Origin of the sequence: Methanoculleus sp. (genome assembly GCF_020696975.1) — an archaeon.
In the GTDB taxonomy this organism is placed as follows: Archaea; Halobacteriota; Methanomicrobia; order Methanomicrobiales; family Methanoculleaceae; genus Methanoculleus.
Window position 1 is genome coordinate 1 of the sequence record NZ_JAJGBK010000019.1, and the last position, 19,144, is coordinate 19,144.

A 19,144-nucleotide genomic window follows, 5' to 3' on the forward strand; every position below is an offset into this window, starting at 1 on the left:
TTGATGGGGCCGGCGATCCTCCCTTTGTTCGGGATGGCGAGACGGACGAGCCCGGGTCCGGGCCCGTGCTTTCGGGATGATGGTTTACTCATGGGTTACAAGCTCCAGAATGTTTGGAGAAGAGGATTAGAAGGTGGAGAGTTCTCCCCTGATGACCTTCTCGGTGATGGTGGGTGTCTTCTCCAGCCACCCGTCGATGATCGCCTCGACGTCGGGCTTGATGGACTTGATGTCGTAGCCGGGCTTCGTGAGGATCTGGGCGCTTGCCACGTGCGGCTGGTCGATCGGGTAGCCGATCTGGGAGAGCATGCGGACGTACATCTCCTCGATGCCGTCGACCTCCCTGACGCAGTCCTGGGCAATCTGTGTCGCAAGAAGGTTATAGATCTTACCGATGTGGTTGATCGGGTTCTTCCCGCTCGTCGCCTCCATGCTCATGGGGCGGTTCGGGGTGATCAGCCCGTTCGCGCGGTTGCCGCGGCCGACAGACCCGTCGTCGCCCATCTCGGCCGAGGTTCCCGAGACCGTCAGGAAGACGCTGCCGGCATCAAGGTCGTCGGCGGTGTTGATGGCGACGTTGATATTTCTCCGGGTAAACTGCTGTGCAACGGCGGCGATCTGCTCGGTCAGGACGTTCTTCTGCTCGATGTACTCGGTGATGCTCGAGCAGTAGCGGTCCACAAACGCCATAGCGATCGTGAGGGTGATGGCATCGCCGTCACGCAGGCACATGATCTTGCAGTCCTGGCCGATGACCGGGTACTTCGGGCGGAGCGTCTTGTCAACGTACGCGGCAACGCCGCGGACGATGCTCTCCGCCTCACTGAAGGGTGCGTGCCCGACACCGAACGATGTGTCGTTCGCCCGCGGAACCTTCCCCTCGCAGGACCGGAAGACGTCCTGCAGGTCGGTCGACCCCTTCCCCATCCGGCAGTCGACGATGACGTCGCGGTCCATGTTGATGGCGGGAAGGATCTCCTTGATATAGTCCCGTGCCGCCTCGACAGCGATCGCGTCTGCAGGGATGTTTATGCCGTTGAAGGTCTTTGTGGCCCTGCCTGATATCAGGAAGTAGATCGGCCTGGTGATCCGGCCGCCGCCGAACTTCGGGATCGACTCCCCTGCCACGACCTCGCCCTGGTCGGTGTTGTGGTGCAGGACGCTGCCGCACTCCTCCAGGTATGCCCTGCTGAGCGCCCGGCTGATCGACTCGGCGATGCCGTCCGCGAGGCTGTCCGGGTGGCCGAGGCACTTCCTCTCCACCAGTTCTATCCGCTGCTTCTCGATCGGGATCTGGTCAAGCCCTTCTACGCTGATGTTCCTCGTCATCAAATCCACCGTAGTTCTAAAGTATGATAAAAGAAATGATTGCAATTCATATAACCATTTCTAACCGTCACTCCTGACACGGATGTCGGAACGAATGCCGATCTTGCAGTTGCCGTCCCTGAAGACACGCACCATACCACCACTCTCGGAGACGGTGATCCCGATGGCCGGGATCTCGTGCGTGATCGACGCGGTTGCGCGGTGCCTCCCTCCAAGACCGCCCTGGAGGGAGATGCCCCGGCCGGTGACGTCCAGGTAACGTCCTGCCGACCGCACATCGCCGGTCTTATCGATGACGAAGACGCCGTCGAGCTGGGCGAACTCCTTGATGCTCTCCCAGTTGTCCCTGTTCTTGATGTCCCGGAGAGCAGGCGGCTGCCCCTGGTAGGGGTTGAGGATCGCCTGATGGGAGTGCCTGAAGATTTCCTCCGGATCCCCGATGATGAACGCGGTCCCGATAGCCCGCCCCTCCCGGCCCTCGACCCCGATCTCGAGGGCCAGCGTGAGGGCCGCGTGGAGCACCTCGCGGGGGGCGATGTCGGAGAAGTCCTTGAGGTTGATGAAGTTCTTCCCCTCCTCGATGTCGTAGATGATGATGGCGTAGGGGAAGACGCCGACGACGAGGCCGGTCTCCAGGTTTCGCCGGAGGTAGAGATGGACGGCAGCATCAAGCATATGCCGCTCGCTCACCTCCAGGATGTCGTGCATGGTGAGGTCTTTTAAGACGTCGAGCTGGAGCTCCTGCACCCGGATGATCGGGATATCGGGGAGATCCGGGATGACCGGGATCGGCTCAACAAACGAGACGACTGCCCGGGCACCGATCTTTACCGCCACTTCGCAGGCGGTGGCAAGCATCAGGTCGCCGTTCATAACACCTCGCGGATAAGCCCCGGTATCTCCGACGGTCGGGACGCGACCGGGACCCCGAGAGCGGCAAGCCGCCGCACCTTGGAGCGGGCGTCGCCCTCGCCGCCCTCGATGATCGCGCCCGCGTGGCCCATCCTCTTCTCCGGGGGAGCGCTCACGCCGGCGATGTAGGTGACGACGGGGAGGCTGGTCGAGCGGACCCCTTCCTCCTCAAGGTTCCCGCCCACCTCGCCGATGACGACGACGGCCTTTGTCTGGGGGTCCTCCTCGAACCGTGCGAGGACGTCCACGAACGTCTGGCCGATCACCGGGTCGCCACCGATCCCGACGACCGTGCTCTGGCCGATACCGGCGCGGGTGAGTTCGTCGACGACCTCGTAGGTGAGGGTGCCGCTCCGGGAGACGACGCCGACCGCCCCCCGGGTGGCAAGGTGGGCCGGCATGATCCCGAGTTTGCACTCGCCCGGCGAGAGGAAGCCCGGACAGTTCGGGCCGATGACCGTGCAGTCGTGGAGTTTCGCGTAGGCGATCGCCGACATGGCGTCATGGACCGGGATGTGCTCGGTGATGACGACGGCCAGATCAATTCCCGCGTGCGCCGCCTCCATGATCGAGTCGCCCGCGGCCCCTCCCGGGACGAAGATGACGCTTGCGGTGGCGTCGTGCTCGGCGAGAGCATCCTTCACCGTGTTGTAGACCGGGACACCGTGGACCTCCCGGCCGGCCTTGCCGGGCGCGACCCCCGCAACGACGCCCCGTCCGCCGACTTCGCGGGCGTAGGCGTTCATCAGTTCCGTGTGGAATGTTCCCTGCCTGCCGGTGATGTTCTGGACGATCACCCCGAGGTCTTTGTCGCCGTAGATCATGATCTCGCCTCCATCGCCGCTTTCACGGCCGCATCCATGCTCTCAAGCATCCGGTAGCCGCACTCGGAAAGCAGCCGCCGTCCCTCTTCCTCGTTCGTCCCGGCCATCCGGACGATGACCGGCGGTGTGACGCCGGCGGCGATGATCCCCTTTGCGACCTCATCGCACCGGGTGATGCCCCCGAGGAGATTGACCACGATCACCGAGACCTTCGGCATGCTCGCCACGAGCCGGACGGCGTGCTTCACACGCTCCTGGTCGGCGCCGCCCCCGACGTCGAGGAAGTTCGCCGCCCGCCCCTGATAGTACTCGATGAGGTCGAGCGTCGACATCGTGAGCCCGGCACCGTTCCCGATGACCCCGATGGTCCCGTCGAGTTCCACGTAGGAGAAACCGTGCCGTTCGGCCTCCCGCTCCCGCTCCGAGAGGTCGCGGTTGACCTCTATCCCCTGGCGGGCGAGGGCGTTGTCGTCGACGATCAGTTTTGCGTCCGCCGCATAGACCCCCCGCGGGGTCGTCACGAGCGGGTTGATCTCCGCGAGCATGGCGTCCTTCTCCTGGAAGACGTGGTAGAGGCTGTTGATGACGGGTGCGAGTTCCTTCGGGGCTCCGCCGAGGAGTTCCCGCATCAGGAACGGCGGGATGTCCCGGAGGAGAGGAGATACAACGACCTTACGGACGGCAGTTACATCGCTCTCGATCTCCACCCCGCCTGCGTCGGCAAAGAGGATCACCGGCTGTTTGCTCGACCGGTCGATGGCAATGCTGACGTAATACTCGTGCTCGATGGGGAGGCGCTCCTCGACCAGGATCTCTTTCACGGGGATACCCTTGATCTCCCGCGAGAAGAGTTCCCGGGCGGTCCTGACCGCCGAGGTTGCGTCAGCAAAAAGGACGCCGCCAGCCTTCCCCCGGCCGCCGACATCCACCTGCGCCTTCATCACCACACTGTCGCCGAACTCCGGCAGGTGTGCCGTGACCTCTTCCGGCGCCCGAATGAGGACTCCCTTCGGGACCGGTATGCCATACGTTGAAAAGATAGGTTTCGCCTCGTACTCCAGCATCTTCATAGTTTACACGCTCTCTCTCCGAGTTCAAATCCCCGCTTTAATGCCTTTAAATTCAGGTTCTCGGTGCCTTTGGGGACACTGTCGAGCACCGCACGCTCGATCGCCTCCCTGCTCACAACCCCGGTCGCCGTGACGAGTGCACCGATCATGACGATGTTTGCCACGATCTCCCGGCCGAGGTTGCCTTTCGCCTCCGTCGTCGCCGGGATCTCATAGTAGCGGGAGACCGGGCGCGACCTGACCAGATCAGCGTCGAGGAGCATGACCGCGTCCTCCCCTGCCCTGACCCCGTACTTCTCAAACCCCTGCTGGGACATGATGACGTAGATGTCCGGGTCCGCCACCTCGGGGTAGAGGATCGGGGCGTCGTCGATCACTACCTGCCCCATCGAGGCCCCGCCCCGGGCCTCCGGGCCGTAGACCTGTGTCTGGACGGCGTACTTGTTGTCGTAGAGCGCCGCCGCCCGCCCGAGGATGACCGCGGAGAGGATGATCCCCTGCCCGCCGTATCCCGAGAACCTGACCTCGTGCCTCATCGCCGCACCCCCATCGCCGGCCGGCTCCGTCGGACCAGTTCCCCGACGGTGAAGGTGCCCTCGGGGATCGGCTTTCCTTCCGCCGTCAGGCGGTTATACTTCTCGACAAGCATCGCGTGGCTCCGGATATACTCGATCATGGCCGGGACGGTCCTGAGTTTGTTGTGGCGGCCGTAGTTCGTCGGGCACTGGGTCCGCACCTCGATAAAGGCGAGTCCCGGCGTCTGCATCCCGGTCGTGACGGCCTTCGTCAGTTCCTTGACGTGGTAGGACGTCCAGCGGGCGACGTAGTTCGCGCCGGCGGCGACGGCGAGTTCCGCGAGGTCGAATGCCGGTTCGCTCGCGCCGTAAGGTGTCGTCGTCGAGATGGCTCCCGGCGGCGTCGTCGGGCTCCCCTGCCCGCCGGTCATGCCGTAGATATGGTTGTTCATGCAGACCACGGTCATGTCCACGTTCCGGCGGCAGGCGTGGATGAAGTGGTTTCCGCCGATTGCGGCAAGGTCCCCGTCTCCCGTGAAGACGACGACGTTAAACTCGGGCCGCGCCATCTTCACGCCCGTAGCGAACGCGAGCGCCCGGCCGTGGGTGGTGTGGAGCGAGTCGGTGAGGATGTAGCCGGGAGCCCGGGACGAACACCCGATCCCGGAGACGAAGACCGTCTCTTCGCGCTTCCAGTCCATCTCCTCCACCGCCGCGAGGGTGCAGTTGATGACCGTCCCGTTGCCGCACCCCGTGCAGTAGATGTGGGGCAGGCGGTCTTCCCGGAACCAGTCGGGCGCGATCATCGGTATGCCTCCAGTGCCCGGACGAGTTCGGCGGGGGTGTGGAGTTCGCCGCCGATCTTTGGTAGAGAGATGACCGGCTGGTCCACGTGGCGCTGGACCTCCCGGACCATCTGGCCCATGTTCAGTTCCGGCATCAGGAAGACCCTGGCGTTCGGGAACTCCTCGAGAGCAAACTCCGGGAACGGCCAGACGACCCTGAGCCTGAGATGGCCGATCGAGTCGTCCTGGCGGTCGCGCATCACCTGCTCGACCGTCCGGGACGGCGGTCCGTAGGTGACGAAGACCGTCTTGGCGTCGGGGTTTGTGACCTCGTAATCGGCGATATCACGCCGCGCCGACTCGATCTTCGTGACCAGCCGCCGCACGAGTTTGTCGTGCGCCTCGGGATCGGTCGTGTCCGGGTAGCCCCGCTCGTCGTGGGTGAGCCCGGTCACGTGGACGAACCTTCCCGAGCCGAAGGGTGCGAACCCGGGGATCCCATCCTCCCCGGCCTCGTATGGAAGGCTGCCCTCCGCGAGCGCGCGAGGAGGAGTGATCTCGACCGTGTCGGGGATGGTCGCCCGTTCCCGCATGTGGCCGACGATCTCGTCAGACATCAGGAATGTGGGGACCCTGAACCGGTCCGCGAGGTCGAACGCCTTCACCGTCAGGTCGAACATCTCCTGGACGGAGTTCGGGGTGAGCGCGATGGTGCTGTAGTCGCCGTGCGACCCGAACCGGCACTGGAGCATATCCCCCTGCGCCGCCCGCGTCGGCTGGCCGGTGCTCGGCCCGCCCCGCTGGATGTTGACGATGACGCACGGCGTCTCGGTCATGGCCGCGTAGCCGATATTCTCCATCATCAGCGAGAACCCGGGACCGCTTGTTGCGGTCATGGCGCGGACCCCTGTCCAGGCGGCGCCGATCACCGCGGCGATGCTCGCGAGTTCGTCCTCCATGGATATGAAGGTCCCGCCGGCCTTGGGGAGTCTCCTGGCCATCGTCTCGGCGATCTCGGTCGACGGCGTGATCGGGTAGCCGCCGAAGAACCGGCACCCGGCGGCGAGCGCCCCCTCCGCACAGGCGGTGTTCCCCTGCATGAACTCCGTTCTGCTCAAAATTCCACCTCCACCCGGTGCGGCTCGAACGGCCTCTCCTCGACCCAGGTGATCGCCTGGTCGGGGCATATCATCTGGCAGACCCCGCAGAGCGTCCGCCCGTAGAGGGCCTGCAGCCTGCAGTTCGTGCACCGTTCGGGGCGGTTGAGCGCCGGGGAGACGATCCCCCGGCTGTTGAGTTCCTTCCCCTCCTGAAAGATCCCGTAGGGGCAGACCAGCACGCAGAGGTTGCACCCTTTGCAGCGGCTTTCATCGATGACGAGTTTCATGAGACGGTATCCTGTTTACTATTGAATTGCTGGTGAAATTGTGTTTTCGCTTTCCCGCGTACGACCTCGAAGAGATCACCGCCGTGGGCATCGATCCCGACCGTCAGGGGCAGGCGATCTGCCTCGATGACCCAGACCGCCTCGGCCATCCCGAGGTCTTCAAAATAAACGCCTTTAAGGCTCATGCGGGCGGCGGCGAGCGCCGCGCACCCGCCCGTGAGCGCGAGGTAGACGGCGCGCCCCCGGAGTTGCTCGACCACTTCGGGCCCCATGCCGCCTTTGCCGATGAGGGCGCGGACGCCCGCGTCGATGAGGAATCCCGTGAGCGTGTTCATCCTGGCGGATGTGGTGGGGCCGGCAACGACGAGCCGATCGCCCTGCACCACCGGGCCGCAGTGGTAGACCGCGGCGCCCGCGGGATCGAAGGGGATCCCCTCCTCCATCATCCGGAGATGCGCCTCGTCCCGGGCGGTGTAGATCGTCCCGGAGAGCGTGACGGTATCCCCCGCCCGGAGCGCGAGAACCTCGTCGCCGAGGGGTGTCACAAGGTCCGTCACCGTTCCACCTCCACGGTTGCACGGCGGCAGGCCCAGCACTGGACGTTCACCGCCACCGGGAGGGATGCGGTGTGGCAGCCCGCCCGCTTGACCTTCACGCTGAGCGCCGTCGTATCGCCGCCAAGCCCCATCGGTCCGATCCCGAGGGCGTTCGCCGCGTCGCAGAGTTCCTGCTCGTAGTCATCCATGGTGTCGACCGGGAGGAGCAGGGCCTCCTTTGCAAGGGCTGCCGCCATATCAAACGTCCCGCCGATCCCGACGCCCAGGATCACGGGCGGGCAGGGCCTGCCCCCGGCGATGAGTATCGTCTCGGCGACGAACCGTTTGATCTCCCCCGCCTGCGAGGGGAGGAGCATCCCGATCCTCGAGACGTTCTCGGAGCCCGCGCCTTTGGGGAGGACCGTTACGGTGAGCCGGTCCCCGGGCATGATGTGGATCGCAGGCATCCCGGGACCGGTGTTGTCACCGGTGTTCTCCCGGGTAAGGGGATCGACGACGTTCGGGCGGAGCGGGATCGTGGCCGTCGCCCGGCGCACCCCCTCCCGCACCCCTTCAAAGAGGGCGGGGGAGAACGGGACGTCGGGAGGCAGGGTGAGGTAGATCACCGGCACGCCGGTGTCCTGGCATATCGGCACCTGCCGCTCCTCTGCGAGTGCGATATTCTCCAGGATGTTGGCAAACTCCTGCCGCGCGATCTCGTTCCTCTCGGCACTCGCCGCCCTCGTGAGCGCCGCGAGGACGTCCTGAGGGAGCCGGATCTCCGCCTCTCTTAAGGCCCTCTCCGTGGCGTCTGCCAGTGCGCCCGGAAGCGTCGAATCTGCCGGATTAACCATCATGTATACTGGTGGGAAGAGAATATAAAAATCTATATTCCCGCAGGTATCGGATCTGCCGTCTGCGAGGCACTCCCCGAAAAATGGATGGAACGGGTCGGGTTTTTAGGCTGTTGCTGCCCGTTCTTCGACGATCCTTGCGGGAGTCGGGATCTTGTAGATGCCCCGCTTGAGGGAGGCCTTGGCCTTCTCAGCGTACTGCGGGCTCGTCCAGACGGTGAAGACCTTCTGGCCCTTCTCCACCCGTGCCGCGGTCCCGACGGCTTTGCCGAAGGCGAGACGCATGCCTTCCGAGACACGGTCCGCACCTGCACCGGTTGCCTGCTTGTTCTCACGGAGAACGTGGTGCGGGAAGGTCCGGATCTTTAGGTGGTAGTTTGCCCTGCCGACCTCCTTCTGGAGCTGCCGGTTGATGCCGGTACGGGCGGCCTCAAGGGCCGTGTGCCGTATCTGGCAGGTCTCTTCGGCGACGATCGAGAACTCGACCGGGAAGTCCTGGCTGAGGTTGCCCATATCGAACTGCACGACCTTGCTCCCGGGGACGCCGCCCATATATTCTCTGCGTGTATATGCTTTCTTTGCGAGATTCCTGTACATCTTCGCTGGTTTTCGTACCATTGTTAAAAACTCCTGCCGATCTATGAGTGCTTTATAAAATTGAGATCTCCTCTAATAAACCTTACTGGGTGTTCTCACTCTCGTCGATCATCCGAAGCACCTTCCGGCGGACCTCCGCGAACCCGGCGCTGGTGCGGTCTCGCGGCCGGGACCAGGGGATCTCGATGACCTCTCGGACCGATCCCGGCCGGGGGGAGAGGACGACGATCCGGTCGGAGAGGTAGACCGCTTCGTCGACGCTGTGCGTGACGAAGACGATCGTCTTCTTCGTCTGTTCCCAGAGGGAGAGGAGCTCTCTCTGCATTCTGTTCCGTGTCTGCGCGTCCAGCGCCCCGAACGGTTCGTCCATGAGGAGGACATCGGGGTCGTTTGCGAGCGCTCGTGCTATCGCCACCCGCTGCCGCATCCCGCCGGAGAGTTCATAGGGATAGGCGTCCCGGAACTGGGAGAGGCCGACCATCTCAAGGTAGCGGTCGGCCGTCTTCCGGCGTTCCTCCTTTCCGACCCCCTTCATCTCGAGGCCGAAGGCCACGTTGTCGATCACCCGCCGCCAGGGGAAGAGGGAGTACTCCTGAAAGACCATCCCCCGCTTCGGGTCCGGGCCGGTGACCGGGCGGCCGTCGACGGTCACGTCCCCGGTGGTCGCGGTCTCAAGCCCGGCGATGATCCGGAGAAGCGTCGTCTTCCCGCACCCCGACGGCCCGACCAGGCAGACGAACTCCTCGTCCCTGATCTCAAGGTTGACGCCGGCGAGCGCCTGCGTGGCAGTGCCGTCCTCCTTCGGGAAGGCCTTGCCGACGTTTGTGATCTTAACTCCGCTCATATCAGGCCACCTCCCCTGCCCGCCACCGCAGGAGTTGTCGTTCGACGTAGTTCCTGAAGATGCGGTCGATGATGAGGCCTGCAAAGCCGAGGATCAGCATGTAGACGACGACGTTGGGCATCTGGTGGAGGTAGTAGTTGTGCCAGAGCTGGTAGCCGAGCCCGTAGTTCGAGACGCCGAACATCTCGGCGGCCACGAGACACATCCACCCGACACCCATCGCAATCCTGATGCCGGAGGCTATCGCCGGGATGGCGGCCGGAAGGGCGACGTGGCGGATCAGTTCAAGGGAGGTGTCGCACCCAAGCACCTTGCCCGCCTCGACAAAGACCTTCGGGACGTCGCGGAACCCGGAGTAGGTCGCGGTCAGGATCGGGAAGAAGGCTCCCGCGAAGATGACGAAGCCCGCCGCCTGGGTGGTGAGCCCGAACCAGATGATTGCGAACGGGATCCAAGCGAGCGGCGGGATGGGGCGGAGGATCTCGATGATCGGGTCGAGCAGGAAGTCTGCCACCCGGAACCATCCCATCAGGATCCCGATCGGGACGCCGAGAAGGAGCGCCGCTATGAGCCCGATCCCGAAGTGTTCGAGGCTTGCCGTGAGGTCGGCAAGAAGGGTGCCGGACCCGAGGAGATTGACGAACGCGCTGGCGACGTCGGTGACGCTCGGGAGGATGAAGGATCGGCCTACCACGTATTCGGCGATGATCTGCCAGATCACCGCCGCGATGACGAGCGCTGCAACGCCGAGTAGTCGTTTCTGTGTCTGTCGGTTCATGTCTTTATTCCGCTGCTCAAGAGTAATACTGCCGGAGCGGAGGATTGGCCTGTCCGCTCCGGGATCTTCTCTCCTATTTCATCGGCATCGCCGTAAAAGATACTTTTGGAAGAGAAAATGGGAGGGTTCCCGGGTTATGCCCGGGCCTTCTCGTAGAACGAGAGGTCGAAGAGGTCGGCCTCTGTGAGGGGTTTGTCGATGTAGCCGAGTTCGTACTGGAGGTTCGTGTAGTCGACCACCGAGGTCGTGATGACGTGCGGGTCAGCCGTCCAGGTGCCGTCCCAGTCCCTGAAGGATGCCTTCACGGTCTCGATATCCTGCCCGGTCTTTGTTGCGTAGAGGGCTGCGGCCTCGTCCTGGTGTTCGAGGTTATACTCCGTCGCCCGGATGTGCGTCTTCACGATCTGATCGACGATCTCGGGGTGATCGCGGATTAAGGAACCGCTCGCCACGAGAACACAGCAGGCGTGGTCCTTCATCATATCGCCCGACTGCACGACGGTCCTCCCTGTGCCCTCGGCCGCGATGACGGACGGGGACGGGTGGGGCAGGAAGACGCCGTCGACCTGGCCTGCGGAGATGGCGGTGGTGGCGGCGCCGGGGTCCATGGCGACGATGGTGACGCTTGCGGGGTCGACGCCGTTCTCTTCAAGCCAGGTCCGGAGGATGGTGTCCTGGATGGTCCCCGGCGGGAAGGTGGCGATCTTCTTGCCCACGAGGTCGGCGGGGGTCGAGTAGGGGACCTCGTTCCGGAGCACCAGGTCGGATCCTTGCGTCTGCACTGCGGCAATGATCTTTGCGTCAAGCCCGCTGCTGACGGCCGCTATGAACGGGGCGGAGCCGACGTAGGCGATATCGATATCGCCGGAGAGCATCGCCTGCATCTCGGGCGCGCCGGTGCCGAACTGGTAGTCGGTCACCTGCGTGACGCCGAGGGGTGCGAGGTCTTCCTGCCACCATCCATTCTCCATCGCGGTCACGTGGGCGACCTGATGGGTGCTGGGCTGGTAGCCGATCCGCAGGTGCGACACGTCGCCGGTACCGGTGCCCGTGCACCCGGCGGCGAGTATGAGCGCCGTGACGAGGGCCACGGCCAGAAGAACTGTAGTAATCGGTCTCATGTGTATCTCCACCAGATATTACAATGGTATACGGTGTAATCTTCACGCTGTCCGTATATAGTATTGTCGAAAATTACGGTGCATTTTATACTATAAGCCAAATTCATTATCATTAATTCTCTTACATGGGTGATCCGCATGGGCCCGGGAGGTCGACCGGGAACATACTCCCTGTGTAAGGGTGGCCGGAGATGAGGGTGCACGGCGGGTTGCCGGAGCGGTCTGCCAGGGAGTGAGGATTGTGCTCCGGGGCGAGAGTGGGGATGGGATCGCCAAAGTATGACTGCCTCTGAGTAGAAAGCAGGCGCATGACACCCCATCTCCTTCCGTCACCCCGGGCGTGGTTTTAATCTCTTTCCCGGCCAAACGGTACAGACAGGACTGTTGATAGGATGCGGACGGATCAGATTCGGCAGGGCCGTCTTTCCGGCGAGCGTTCAGGCGATCTCGAGCACTTTCTTGCATCGATGGAAGCCGACCGCTGGATTGCACGGGCGGACCTCCTCGTGGACATGGCACACCTCCTCGGCCTCTCGCGGCAGGGGATCATCGACGAGGCCCCGGCACGGGCGCTGATGGCGGCGCTCCTCGACCTCTACGACCACGGCCTCCCGGAGGAGGCGTTCGACGAGAGGTTCGAGGACATCCATGCGGGCAAAGAGGCCTACCTCATCGACCGGGTGGGCGAGGACTTCGGCGGCCGCCTCCACATGGGCAGATCGCGCAACGACGAGGTCGCGACCTGCGTGAGGATTCGGCTGAAGCAGGAGATCATCGCACTCGTCCGGTCGCTCACCGATCTGCGCCGGACCCTGCTCGACGTCGCCGCCTCCCATACGGAGACGGTGATGCCGGGGTTCACCCACCTCCAGCACGCCCAGCCGACGACGCTGGCCCACTACCTCCTTGCCTACGAGCAGGCCTTCTCGCGGGACACTGCCCGGCTCCGTGAAGCGTATGCCCGGGTGGACGTATCCCCGCTCGGTTCCGCGGCGTTCGCCTCGACGGGCTTCCCCCTCGACCGCGCCTACACCGCCCGGCTCCTCGGGTTCGCCCGCCCGGCACCAAATAGCATGGACGCGGTCGCCGCCCGGGACTTCGCGATCGAGGTGCTTGCCGACGCCTCCGTCTGTATGACGACGGCAAGCCGGCTCTGCGAGGAACTCGTCCTCTGGAGCACGGCGTTCGTCGGGTTCGTCCAGCTCGACGACGCCTACTGCTCCTCCTCCTCGATCATGCCCCAGAAGAAGAACCCGGACGTGGCGGAGATCATGCGGGCGAAGGCCGGATCGGCGGCCGGGGCACTCGCTGCGGCGATCACGATCGTGAAGGGCCTCCCCATGAGTTACAATCGCGACCTCCAGGAGTTGACGGTGCACCTCTGGCGGGGTGTCGCGGCCGCCCGGCAGAGCATCCCGCTGCTATCCGGCATGATCGGCACCGCGACCTTCCAGACGGAGCGGATGGCCGCCGAGGCAGGGAGGGGCTTTTCCACAGCAACGGAACTCGCCGACGTCCTCGTCCGTGAGTACGGACTTGCCTTCCGGACCGCCCACCGCATCGTCGGCCGGGCGGTCAGGCACGGGTCGCTCGACCTCGCCACCGTCGAGGCCGCAGCACAGGAGGCCGCCGGCCTCTCGGTCATGGACCTGGGACTGACGGAGGCAAAGATCGCCGCGGTCCTCGACCCGGCTCATGCCGTTGCCGTGCGGAGCATCACCGGCGGTCCGGCGCCCGCGGCGGTCGCGGTGCAACTTTCCGAGCAGAGAGACCTCCTCGCCCGCGACGCGGCATGGGCGGAGGAGGTTGACGCGGCACTATCGAGCGCGTTTGAAGACCTTATCCTTGAATCACGGAGGCTGGCAGCATAATGGAGACATTGCAGACCGGAGACCTGGTGCGCTACGTGAACGGCGGGACCGCCCTCACCGGCACCTACATTACAAAACGCGACGGAATGGCCGTCGTCAAGTTGGAGAACGGCTACAACATCGGGACGTCTCCCGAGAAGATCGAGCTGGTCGGACGGGCGGCTCCGCAGCCGCCGGCAGGCGCAGGGGTCGTCGTCCAGAACCCCGACCTCCCGGACCTCGCCATCATATCCACCGGCGGGACGATCGCGAGCAGGGTGGATTACCGGACGGGGGCGGTGACGAGCCAGTTCTCGGCAAGCGACATTCTCCGGGCGATCCCCGAACTCGGGGATATCGCCCGCTACCGCGACCGCCAGATCGCGAGCATCCTCTCGGAGAACATGCGCCCGGACCTCTGGCAGGAACTCGCCCGGGCAATCTACGACGAGATCCGGGCCGGTGTTGCCGGGGTGATCGTCACCCACGGCACCGACACGATGTCCTACTCGGCGGCGGCGGTCAGGTTCATGCTCAAGACGCCGGTGCCGGTCGTCTTCGTCGGGTCGCAGCGGTCCGCCGACCGCCCGAGCTCCGACAACGCCATGAACGCCCTCTGCAGCGCCGCCGTTGCCGCCGGCGACCTCGGCGAGGTGGCGGTGGTGATGCACGCGACGACGAACGACGACAGGTGCGCCGTCCACCGGGCGACGAGAGTCAGGAAGATGCACACCTCCCGGCGGGACGCCTTCCAGAGCATGGGGATGGAGCCGCTCGGCTACGTCGACTACCCCTCCCTCTCCGTCACCCTCTCGGACGAGGCGGTCCGGCGGGGTGCACAGGAGCCGGAACTCCGCGATGCGCTCGAGGAGCGTTGCGCTCTCCTCCACTTCTACCCGGGGATGCCCCCTGCGGTCCTTGACGCCTTCGAGGGTTATAAGGGCCTGGTCATATCGGGGACGGGGCTTGGCCACGTGGCGACGGAGTGGATTGCCCCGCTCCGGGATATGATCGAGAGCGGGACGACCGTCGTCATGACCTCCCAGTGCCTCCACGGCCGGGTCTGCGACCGGGTCTACAACACGGGACGGGACCTTCTTGCCGCCGGCGTCATCGAGGGCGAGGATATGCTCCCTGAGGCGGCGCTCGTCAAACTGATGTGGGTGCTCGGGAATGAACCGGACCCCGAACGGGCGGGGCTGCTGATGCGGACCGACCTTGCGGGCGAGATCCGGCGGAGGTCGATATGATGGACTACCAGAAACTCGGCCTCAAGGCCGGTATTGAGATCCACCAGCAGCTCGACACGGCCGAGAAACTCTTCTGCCGGTGTCCCACCTGTCTCCGGGAGACCACCGAGCGGACGGGGGAGTTCTACCGCTACCTCCGGGCGACGGAGAGCGAGCTCGGGGAGATCGACCGGGCGGCGCGGGAGGAGATGCGGCTCGTGCGGAAGTTCTGCTACTACACCTACGATACCGTCTGCCTGGTGGAGCACGACGAGGAGCCTCCGGCCCCGATGAACCCCGAGGCGCTCGACGTCTGCCTCACGATAGCAAAGATGCTCGGGATGACCCCCGTCGAGCAGGTGCATACGATGAGGAAACTCGTCATCGACGGCTCGAACACCAGCGGGTTCCAGCGGACGGCGCTCGTCGCGCTCTCCGGCGCGCTTCCTGACGGCTGCCGGATCGAGACGATCTGCCTTGAGGAGGAGGCGGCCCAGCGGGTAGAGGACGAGACCTTCTCCCTTGACCGCCTGGGGATCCCGCTCGTCGAGATCACCACCGCTCCCTGTATGCACACCCCCGAGGCCGTCCAGAAGGTCGCCGAGTACATCGGGATGATCCTCCGCTCGACAGGCCGGGTGAAACGGGGTCTCGGGACGATCCGGCAGGACATCAACGTCTCGATCGCCGGCGGCGCCCGGGTCGAGATCAAGGGTGTCCAGGAACTCGCCCTCATCGCCGAGGTGGTCCGCCGCGAGGTCGAGCGGCAGACGAACCTCCTTGCAATCCGCGATGAACTCCGGGAGCGGGGCGCCCGGGTGGACCATACCGTCGTCGACGTCACGACCCTCTTTAGCGAGACGAAATCTTCCATCTTAAAGAAGGCGAAAGCCGTTCTGGCCGTCAGGCTCTGCGGGTTCGCGGGGCTTGTCGGGTGGGAGATCCAGCCCGGCCGCCGTCTCGGGAGCGAGATGTCGGACTACGCGAAGAAGTGCGGCGTCGGCGGGATCTTCCACACCGACGAGCTCCCCGCCTACGGCGTCACGGCAGAAGAGGTGGCCCGCCTCCGGGAGTTCGTCGGCGCGGAAGAGAACGACGCGGTCGTCATCGTGGCGGCGGGGAGAGAGCGTGCCGGGTGTGCGATCGAGCAGGTGCTGATCCGCTCAGAGATGGCCCTATCCGGTGTTCCCGAGGAGACCCGGAAGATGCTCGAAGAAGGGAGCACGGCCTACATGCGCCCGCTCCCGGGGGCTGCCCGGATGTACCCCGAGACCGATGTCTTCTCCGTCACGATCGGTGCCGACCGCTGGGATGCGATCGCCGTCCCCGAACTCCTCACCGACCGGGCGGAGCGGTTCGTCAGGGAGTTCGGGCTCGACGAGGCGCTGGCACGGCAGGTGGCGTTCTCTGAGAGGCTGCCGCTCTTCGAGAAAGCCGTCGCCGCCGGTGTCCGCCCCACCCTCGCGGCCCGGACGCTCCTTGCCACCTGCCGGGAGCTCGCCCGCGACGGCGTGGCCGTCGGCCAGGTGAGCGAAGAGGAACTCCTCCTCCTCCTCTCGGCCGTCGAGGCCGGCCGGGCTGCCAAGGAGGCAATCCCGGACCTCATCACCGAACTCGCGCAGACGGCGGGTGCGGGTGCCGGGACGCCCGAAGACCGCGTGAACGTGGCCATCGAGAAGATGGGGCCCGCCGTCTCGCAGGCGGACGTGGAAGCGATCATCCACCGTATCGTGACCGAACGTGAGGCATTTGCCCGCGAGAAAGGGATGGGCGCGCTCGGTCCCCTGATGGGCGTTGTCATGCAGGAACTCCGGGGGAGCGTGGATGGGAAAGTCGTCAGCGAGACCCTCCGGCGCGAGCTCAAGCGGTTGATCTCCTGACCCCCGGTACTGGCCGGCCCCGGCCGGCTCCAGGTAACTTTTATCAGCCGGTCTGTGCATAAATATAAAGGAGTTTTATCATGGGAAAGACAGGAAGTGTTCAGTGGGCCCAGGTTAAGGGCGTGAAGGGGCAGATCCGACTCGTCCCTGCAAGTGAAGGCGAAGTGAAGAAACCCGGCCCGAACCAGCGGTTCAAGCCGGCAGCGGCCATCCAGAAGCGGGCGAGCCGTGAAGGGCAGGACCAGCGGCGTGGTGGACGTGGCGGCCGGGGCGGCAGGGGCCGGGGCGGCAGAGGCGGCGGCGGCGCTCCCACGATGGACGTGCGGGTACGCCGGAGCATCCGGCGCGCCAAGGTGTCGGCTCTCGGGACCAAGCAGAAATCCAGATAAACCGTCCCGCTCTTCTCCTTCAATACTTTTTATACTAGCGAGTTCCAGTATGTGGTATGGATCTTAAAACCGCCATCAGGACCTATCAGTTTGCCGAACGGGCAAAATCCGAGCTGATTGTCGGATCACAGCTGATAACAGCCCTGATCCAGTTCCCAATCCAGGAGAAACCAGGCGGGAAGCGGATGCTCGTGATGGTGCTCGAGTCTATCCGTTCGGAACTCGAGTTTGCTTATGGCGATACGGGACTCGGTGAGTTTAAGACGGCCATCAATCATCTCAACGAGGCGATCAGTCTGACCGAGAGCATGGAACTGGGCACCGCTTCGGAACGGATAGCGAGAGCCGTCAGCGCCGCCACGACTGCAGCCCAGACCGCATGGGATACGCTCAGAGAGCATGAACTCCTTTGATCTGCTCCGTTTCCTGAAAGCACGGTCGTCGGTCCGGGACTACTCCGGGAAGCCGCTGGATCCGGAGGATATCGACTACATCCTCGCCTGTGCGAGCACGGCGCCGAGCGCCGGCAACCGTGAGGCCTGGGACGTCGTCGTCGTCACCGATGAGGATCTCCGGACGGACCTTGCGCTTGCGGCCCTCGAACAGCAGCATATCCGCGAAGCCCCGGCGGTCTTCGTGGTCTGTGCGAACTACATCCGGTCCATGTCGCACTACGGGGACCGGGGGATCCTCTACGCGCTCGAGGATGCTGCCATCGCCTGCACGTATATGATGCTCGCGGCACATGCCCGGGGTCTCCACTCGTGCTGGACCGGGGCGTTCAACGACGACGATATCCGTGAGGTCCTTGGCCTCCCGCAACACGTCCGTCCTGTCGCGCTCCTTTCAGTCGGCCGGGGGACACCGCCGCTCGAACCCATGACGCGGATGCCGGTGGAAGAGCACCTGCATCGTGAGACCTGGTAGGTCATCTATTCGGAGAGATTATGCCGGATTATTTGGTTACGCTTGAATCAGCGTGGATAATTAAAGACGTCAAGTCTATGGACGATGCCGTGAGCATCGCGATCAGCGAGGCAGGGAAACGGCTCAACCCTTCGGCAAAGTTTGTGGAGATCGAGGCAGGGATGATCGCCTGCCCCTTCTGCGAGGGAGAACTGAACACCGCCCTGGTGGTTGCCAACACCGCCCTTGTCGGGCTCGTGCTCCAGATGAAGGTCTTCCGTGCGGAGTCCGGTGAACACGCGTCCCGGATCGCAAAGTCGGTTGTCGGGAAAGCGCTGCGCGATGTCCCGCTGAAAGTCCAGGACGTGCAGGAACTATGATCGCCGTCGTCGGGCATACTGCCATCGATCACCTCTTCCGGGTTCCGCAGATCCCCGGAAGACACAACTCGACCTACATCACCGACCACAAGATCTACTTCGGCGGCGGGGCGGCGAACATCGCGGCCGGGATTGCGACGCTTGGCGAGCGGTGCCGGCTGGTCTCCTCGGTCGGCGGGGACTTCCCGGGCAGCGACTACGACCTCTGGATGCACAACCTCGGGATCATGCAGGACTTCACCCTGGTCAAAGAGGCCCGGACCGCGACCGCATTCGTCTTTACGGACGATGCCGGCGACCAGGAGACCTTTTTTGAGTGGGGGGCGTCCGTTGCGTTCGCTACGGCCGAGGCACCCGCCCTTGACTTCGTCCACATGGCGACGGCCGATCCCGACTTCAATGTCCGGGTAGCCCAGATGAGCGAGTTTGCCTCCTTTGACCCGGGACAGGACCTGCTCCGCTACACCCCGGACCAACTCGAGATCATCCTCGCGAACATCGATATCCTCTTCTCGAACAACCACGAGATGGACCGGATGTGCGACATGCTGGGACTGGAACGCGACGCACTCGTTGCGTCGGTCCCGATGGTGGTCACGACCCGCGGGGCGGAGGGGAGCGTCCTCTGCATGGACGGCGAGGAGCACCAGATTCCGGCCGTCCGGGTGAACGCCGTCGACCCCACCGGTGCCGGCGACGGCTACCGGGCCGGTTTCCTCACGGCGTTTGAGCGGGGCTACGCGCCGGTCGACTGCTGCCGTGCGGGGGCGGTGGTCTCGTCCTTTGTCGTCGAGAAGGCGGGCACCCAGACGAACCTCCCTGACTGGGACAAAATGCTTGAACGGTACCGGAAAGTCTTTGGCGAGCCCGGGGAAATATTTACCTGAGTTATGGGGTATAACGTGCAATTTGCCGGCAGAATGATGCCGGCCCCTGCCCCCGGCCAGAGAGCGGCATC

22 protein-coding genes are annotated in these 19,144 nt (G+C 64.4%); 8 read left to right on the forward strand and 14 right to left on the reverse strand.

Annotated features, from left to right (window positions below; translation table 11 throughout):
• Positions 1 to 126: 126 nt before the first annotated feature.
• From QZ650_RS04675 to QZ650_RS04740, 14 genes are all read right to left on the reverse strand, one after another.
• Positions 127 to 1,329, reverse strand: a complete 1,203-nt coding sequence (locus QZ650_RS04675) for a methionine adenosyltransferase (RefSeq protein WP_292519713.1) — start codon at positions 1,327 to 1,329, stop codon at positions 127 to 129.
• A gap of 60 nt (positions 1,330 to 1,389) precedes the next feature.
• Positions 1,390 to 2,202 carry a diadenylate cyclase gene (locus QZ650_RS04680; RefSeq protein WP_292519712.1) on the reverse strand — a complete coding sequence of 271 codons (813 nt, stop codon included), beginning with the start codon at positions 2,200 to 2,202 and terminating at the stop codon, positions 1,390 to 1,392.
• Positions 2,199 to 3,065 carry a succinate--CoA ligase subunit alpha gene (sucD, locus tag QZ650_RS04685; RefSeq protein WP_292519710.1) on the reverse strand — a complete coding sequence of 289 codons (867 nt, stop codon included), beginning with the start codon at positions 3,063 to 3,065 and terminating at the stop codon, positions 2,199 to 2,201. Before sucD ends, QZ650_RS04680 begins: the two co-directional genes overlap by 4 nt.
• Entirely contained in the window at positions 3,062 to 4,135 is a 1,074-nt protein-coding gene (locus QZ650_RS04690; protein ID WP_292519709.1) for a succinate--CoA ligase subunit beta, read from the reverse strand. Before QZ650_RS04690 ends, sucD begins: the two co-directional genes overlap by 4 nt.
• Positions 4,132 to 4,671, reverse strand: coding sequence for a 2-oxoacid:ferredoxin oxidoreductase subunit gamma (locus QZ650_RS04695; protein ID WP_292519708.1), 540 nt, complete (start codon positions 4,669 to 4,671; stop codon positions 4,132 to 4,134). Before QZ650_RS04695 ends, QZ650_RS04690 begins: the two co-directional genes overlap by 4 nt.
• On the reverse strand, positions 4,668 to 5,456 hold the full coding sequence (locus QZ650_RS04700) for a thiamine pyrophosphate-dependent enzyme (RefSeq protein ID WP_292519706.1): 789 nt from the start codon (positions 5,454 to 5,456) through the stop codon (positions 4,668 to 4,670). Before QZ650_RS04700 ends, QZ650_RS04695 begins: the two co-directional genes overlap by 4 nt.
• A complete protein-coding gene (locus QZ650_RS04705; RefSeq protein WP_292519705.1) occupies positions 5,453 to 6,553 on the reverse strand; it encodes a 2-oxoacid:acceptor oxidoreductase subunit alpha in 1,101 nt (366 codons plus the stop codon). The genes QZ650_RS04700 and QZ650_RS04705 overlap by 4 nt, the downstream gene beginning before the upstream one ends.
• The gene (locus QZ650_RS04710; RefSeq protein WP_292519703.1) at positions 6,550 to 6,822 is read right to left on the reverse strand and encodes a ferredoxin family protein; all 273 of its coding nucleotides are present in this window, start codon (positions 6,820 to 6,822) and stop codon (positions 6,550 to 6,552) included. Before QZ650_RS04710 ends, QZ650_RS04705 begins: the two co-directional genes overlap by 4 nt.
• Positions 6,819 to 7,379, reverse strand: coding sequence for a FumA C-terminus/TtdB family hydratase beta subunit (locus QZ650_RS04715; RefSeq protein ID WP_292519702.1), 561 nt, complete (start codon positions 7,377 to 7,379; stop codon positions 6,819 to 6,821). The genes QZ650_RS04710 and QZ650_RS04715 overlap by 4 nt, the downstream gene beginning before the upstream one ends.
• Complete coding sequence (locus QZ650_RS04720; protein ID WP_292519701.1) at positions 7,376 to 8,215, reverse strand: fumarate hydratase; 840 nt, start codon at positions 8,213 to 8,215, stop codon at positions 7,376 to 7,378. Before QZ650_RS04720 ends, QZ650_RS04715 begins: the two co-directional genes overlap by 4 nt.
• 102 nt (positions 8,216 to 8,317) lie before the next feature.
• Positions 8,318 to 8,830 carry a 50S ribosomal protein L16 gene (locus tag QZ650_RS04725; RefSeq protein WP_292519698.1) on the reverse strand — a complete coding sequence of 171 codons (513 nt, stop codon included), beginning with the start codon at positions 8,828 to 8,830 and terminating at the stop codon, positions 8,318 to 8,320.
• Positions 8,831 to 8,891: 61 nt separating this feature from the next.
• Entirely contained in the window at positions 8,892 to 9,653 is a 762-nt protein-coding gene (locus QZ650_RS04730) for an ABC transporter ATP-binding protein (RefSeq protein WP_292519696.1), read from the reverse strand.
• Between the two features lies 1 nt (position 9,654).
• Positions 9,655 to 10,431 (reverse strand): ABC transporter permease, encoded by a 777-nt coding sequence (locus tag QZ650_RS04735; RefSeq protein ID WP_292519694.1) that lies wholly within the window; start codon positions 10,429 to 10,431, stop codon positions 9,655 to 9,657.
• 134 nt (positions 10,432 to 10,565) lie between these two features.
• Entirely contained in the window at positions 10,566 to 11,552 is a 987-nt protein-coding gene (locus QZ650_RS04740) for an ABC transporter substrate-binding protein (protein WP_292519691.1), read from the reverse strand.
• 392 nt (positions 11,553 to 11,944) lie between these two features.
• Here QZ650_RS04740 and argH point away from each other — a divergent pair, with 392 nt between their 5' ends.
• The 8 genes from argH (at position 11,945) to QZ650_RS04780 (ending at position 19,073) form a co-directional block, all read left to right on the forward strand.
• Entirely contained in the window at positions 11,945 to 13,423 is a 1,479-nt protein-coding gene (gene argH / locus QZ650_RS04745) for an argininosuccinate lyase (protein WP_292519689.1), read from the forward strand.
• Positions 13,423 to 14,652 carry a Glu-tRNA(Gln) amidotransferase subunit GatD gene (gatD, locus tag QZ650_RS04750; protein WP_292519686.1) on the forward strand — a complete coding sequence of 410 codons (1,230 nt, stop codon included), beginning with the start codon at positions 13,423 to 13,425 and terminating at the stop codon, positions 14,650 to 14,652. Before argH ends, gatD begins: the two co-directional genes overlap by 1 nt.
• Positions 14,652 to 16,511, forward strand: coding sequence for a Glu-tRNA(Gln) amidotransferase subunit GatE (gene gatE / locus QZ650_RS04755; RefSeq protein ID WP_292520105.1), 1,860 nt, complete (start codon positions 14,652 to 14,654; stop codon positions 16,509 to 16,511). Before gatD ends, gatE begins: the two co-directional genes overlap by 1 nt.
• A gap of 80 nt (positions 16,512 to 16,591) precedes the next feature.
• Positions 16,592 to 16,900, forward strand: coding sequence for a DUF5350 domain-containing protein (locus QZ650_RS04760; RefSeq protein ID WP_292519683.1), 309 nt, complete (start codon positions 16,592 to 16,594; stop codon positions 16,898 to 16,900).
• Between the two features lie 56 nt (positions 16,901 to 16,956).
• Positions 16,957 to 17,313 (forward strand): hypothetical protein, encoded by a 357-nt coding sequence (locus tag QZ650_RS04765; RefSeq protein WP_292519680.1) that lies wholly within the window; start codon positions 16,957 to 16,959, stop codon positions 17,311 to 17,313.
• Entirely contained in the window at positions 17,300 to 17,827 is a 528-nt protein-coding gene (locus QZ650_RS04770) for a nitroreductase family protein (RefSeq protein WP_292519678.1), read from the forward strand. The genes QZ650_RS04765 and QZ650_RS04770 overlap by 14 nt, the downstream gene beginning before the upstream one ends.
• A 20-nt stretch (positions 17,828 to 17,847) precedes the next feature.
• A complete protein-coding gene (locus QZ650_RS04775; RefSeq protein WP_292519676.1) occupies positions 17,848 to 18,186 on the forward strand; it encodes a DUF555 domain-containing protein in 339 nt (112 codons plus the stop codon).
• The gene (locus QZ650_RS04780; protein ID WP_292519674.1) at positions 18,183 to 19,073 is read left to right on the forward strand and encodes a carbohydrate kinase family protein; all 891 of its coding nucleotides are present in this window, start codon (positions 18,183 to 18,185) and stop codon (positions 19,071 to 19,073) included. Before QZ650_RS04775 ends, QZ650_RS04780 begins: the two co-directional genes overlap by 4 nt.
• Positions 19,074 to 19,144: the final 71 nt, after the last annotated feature.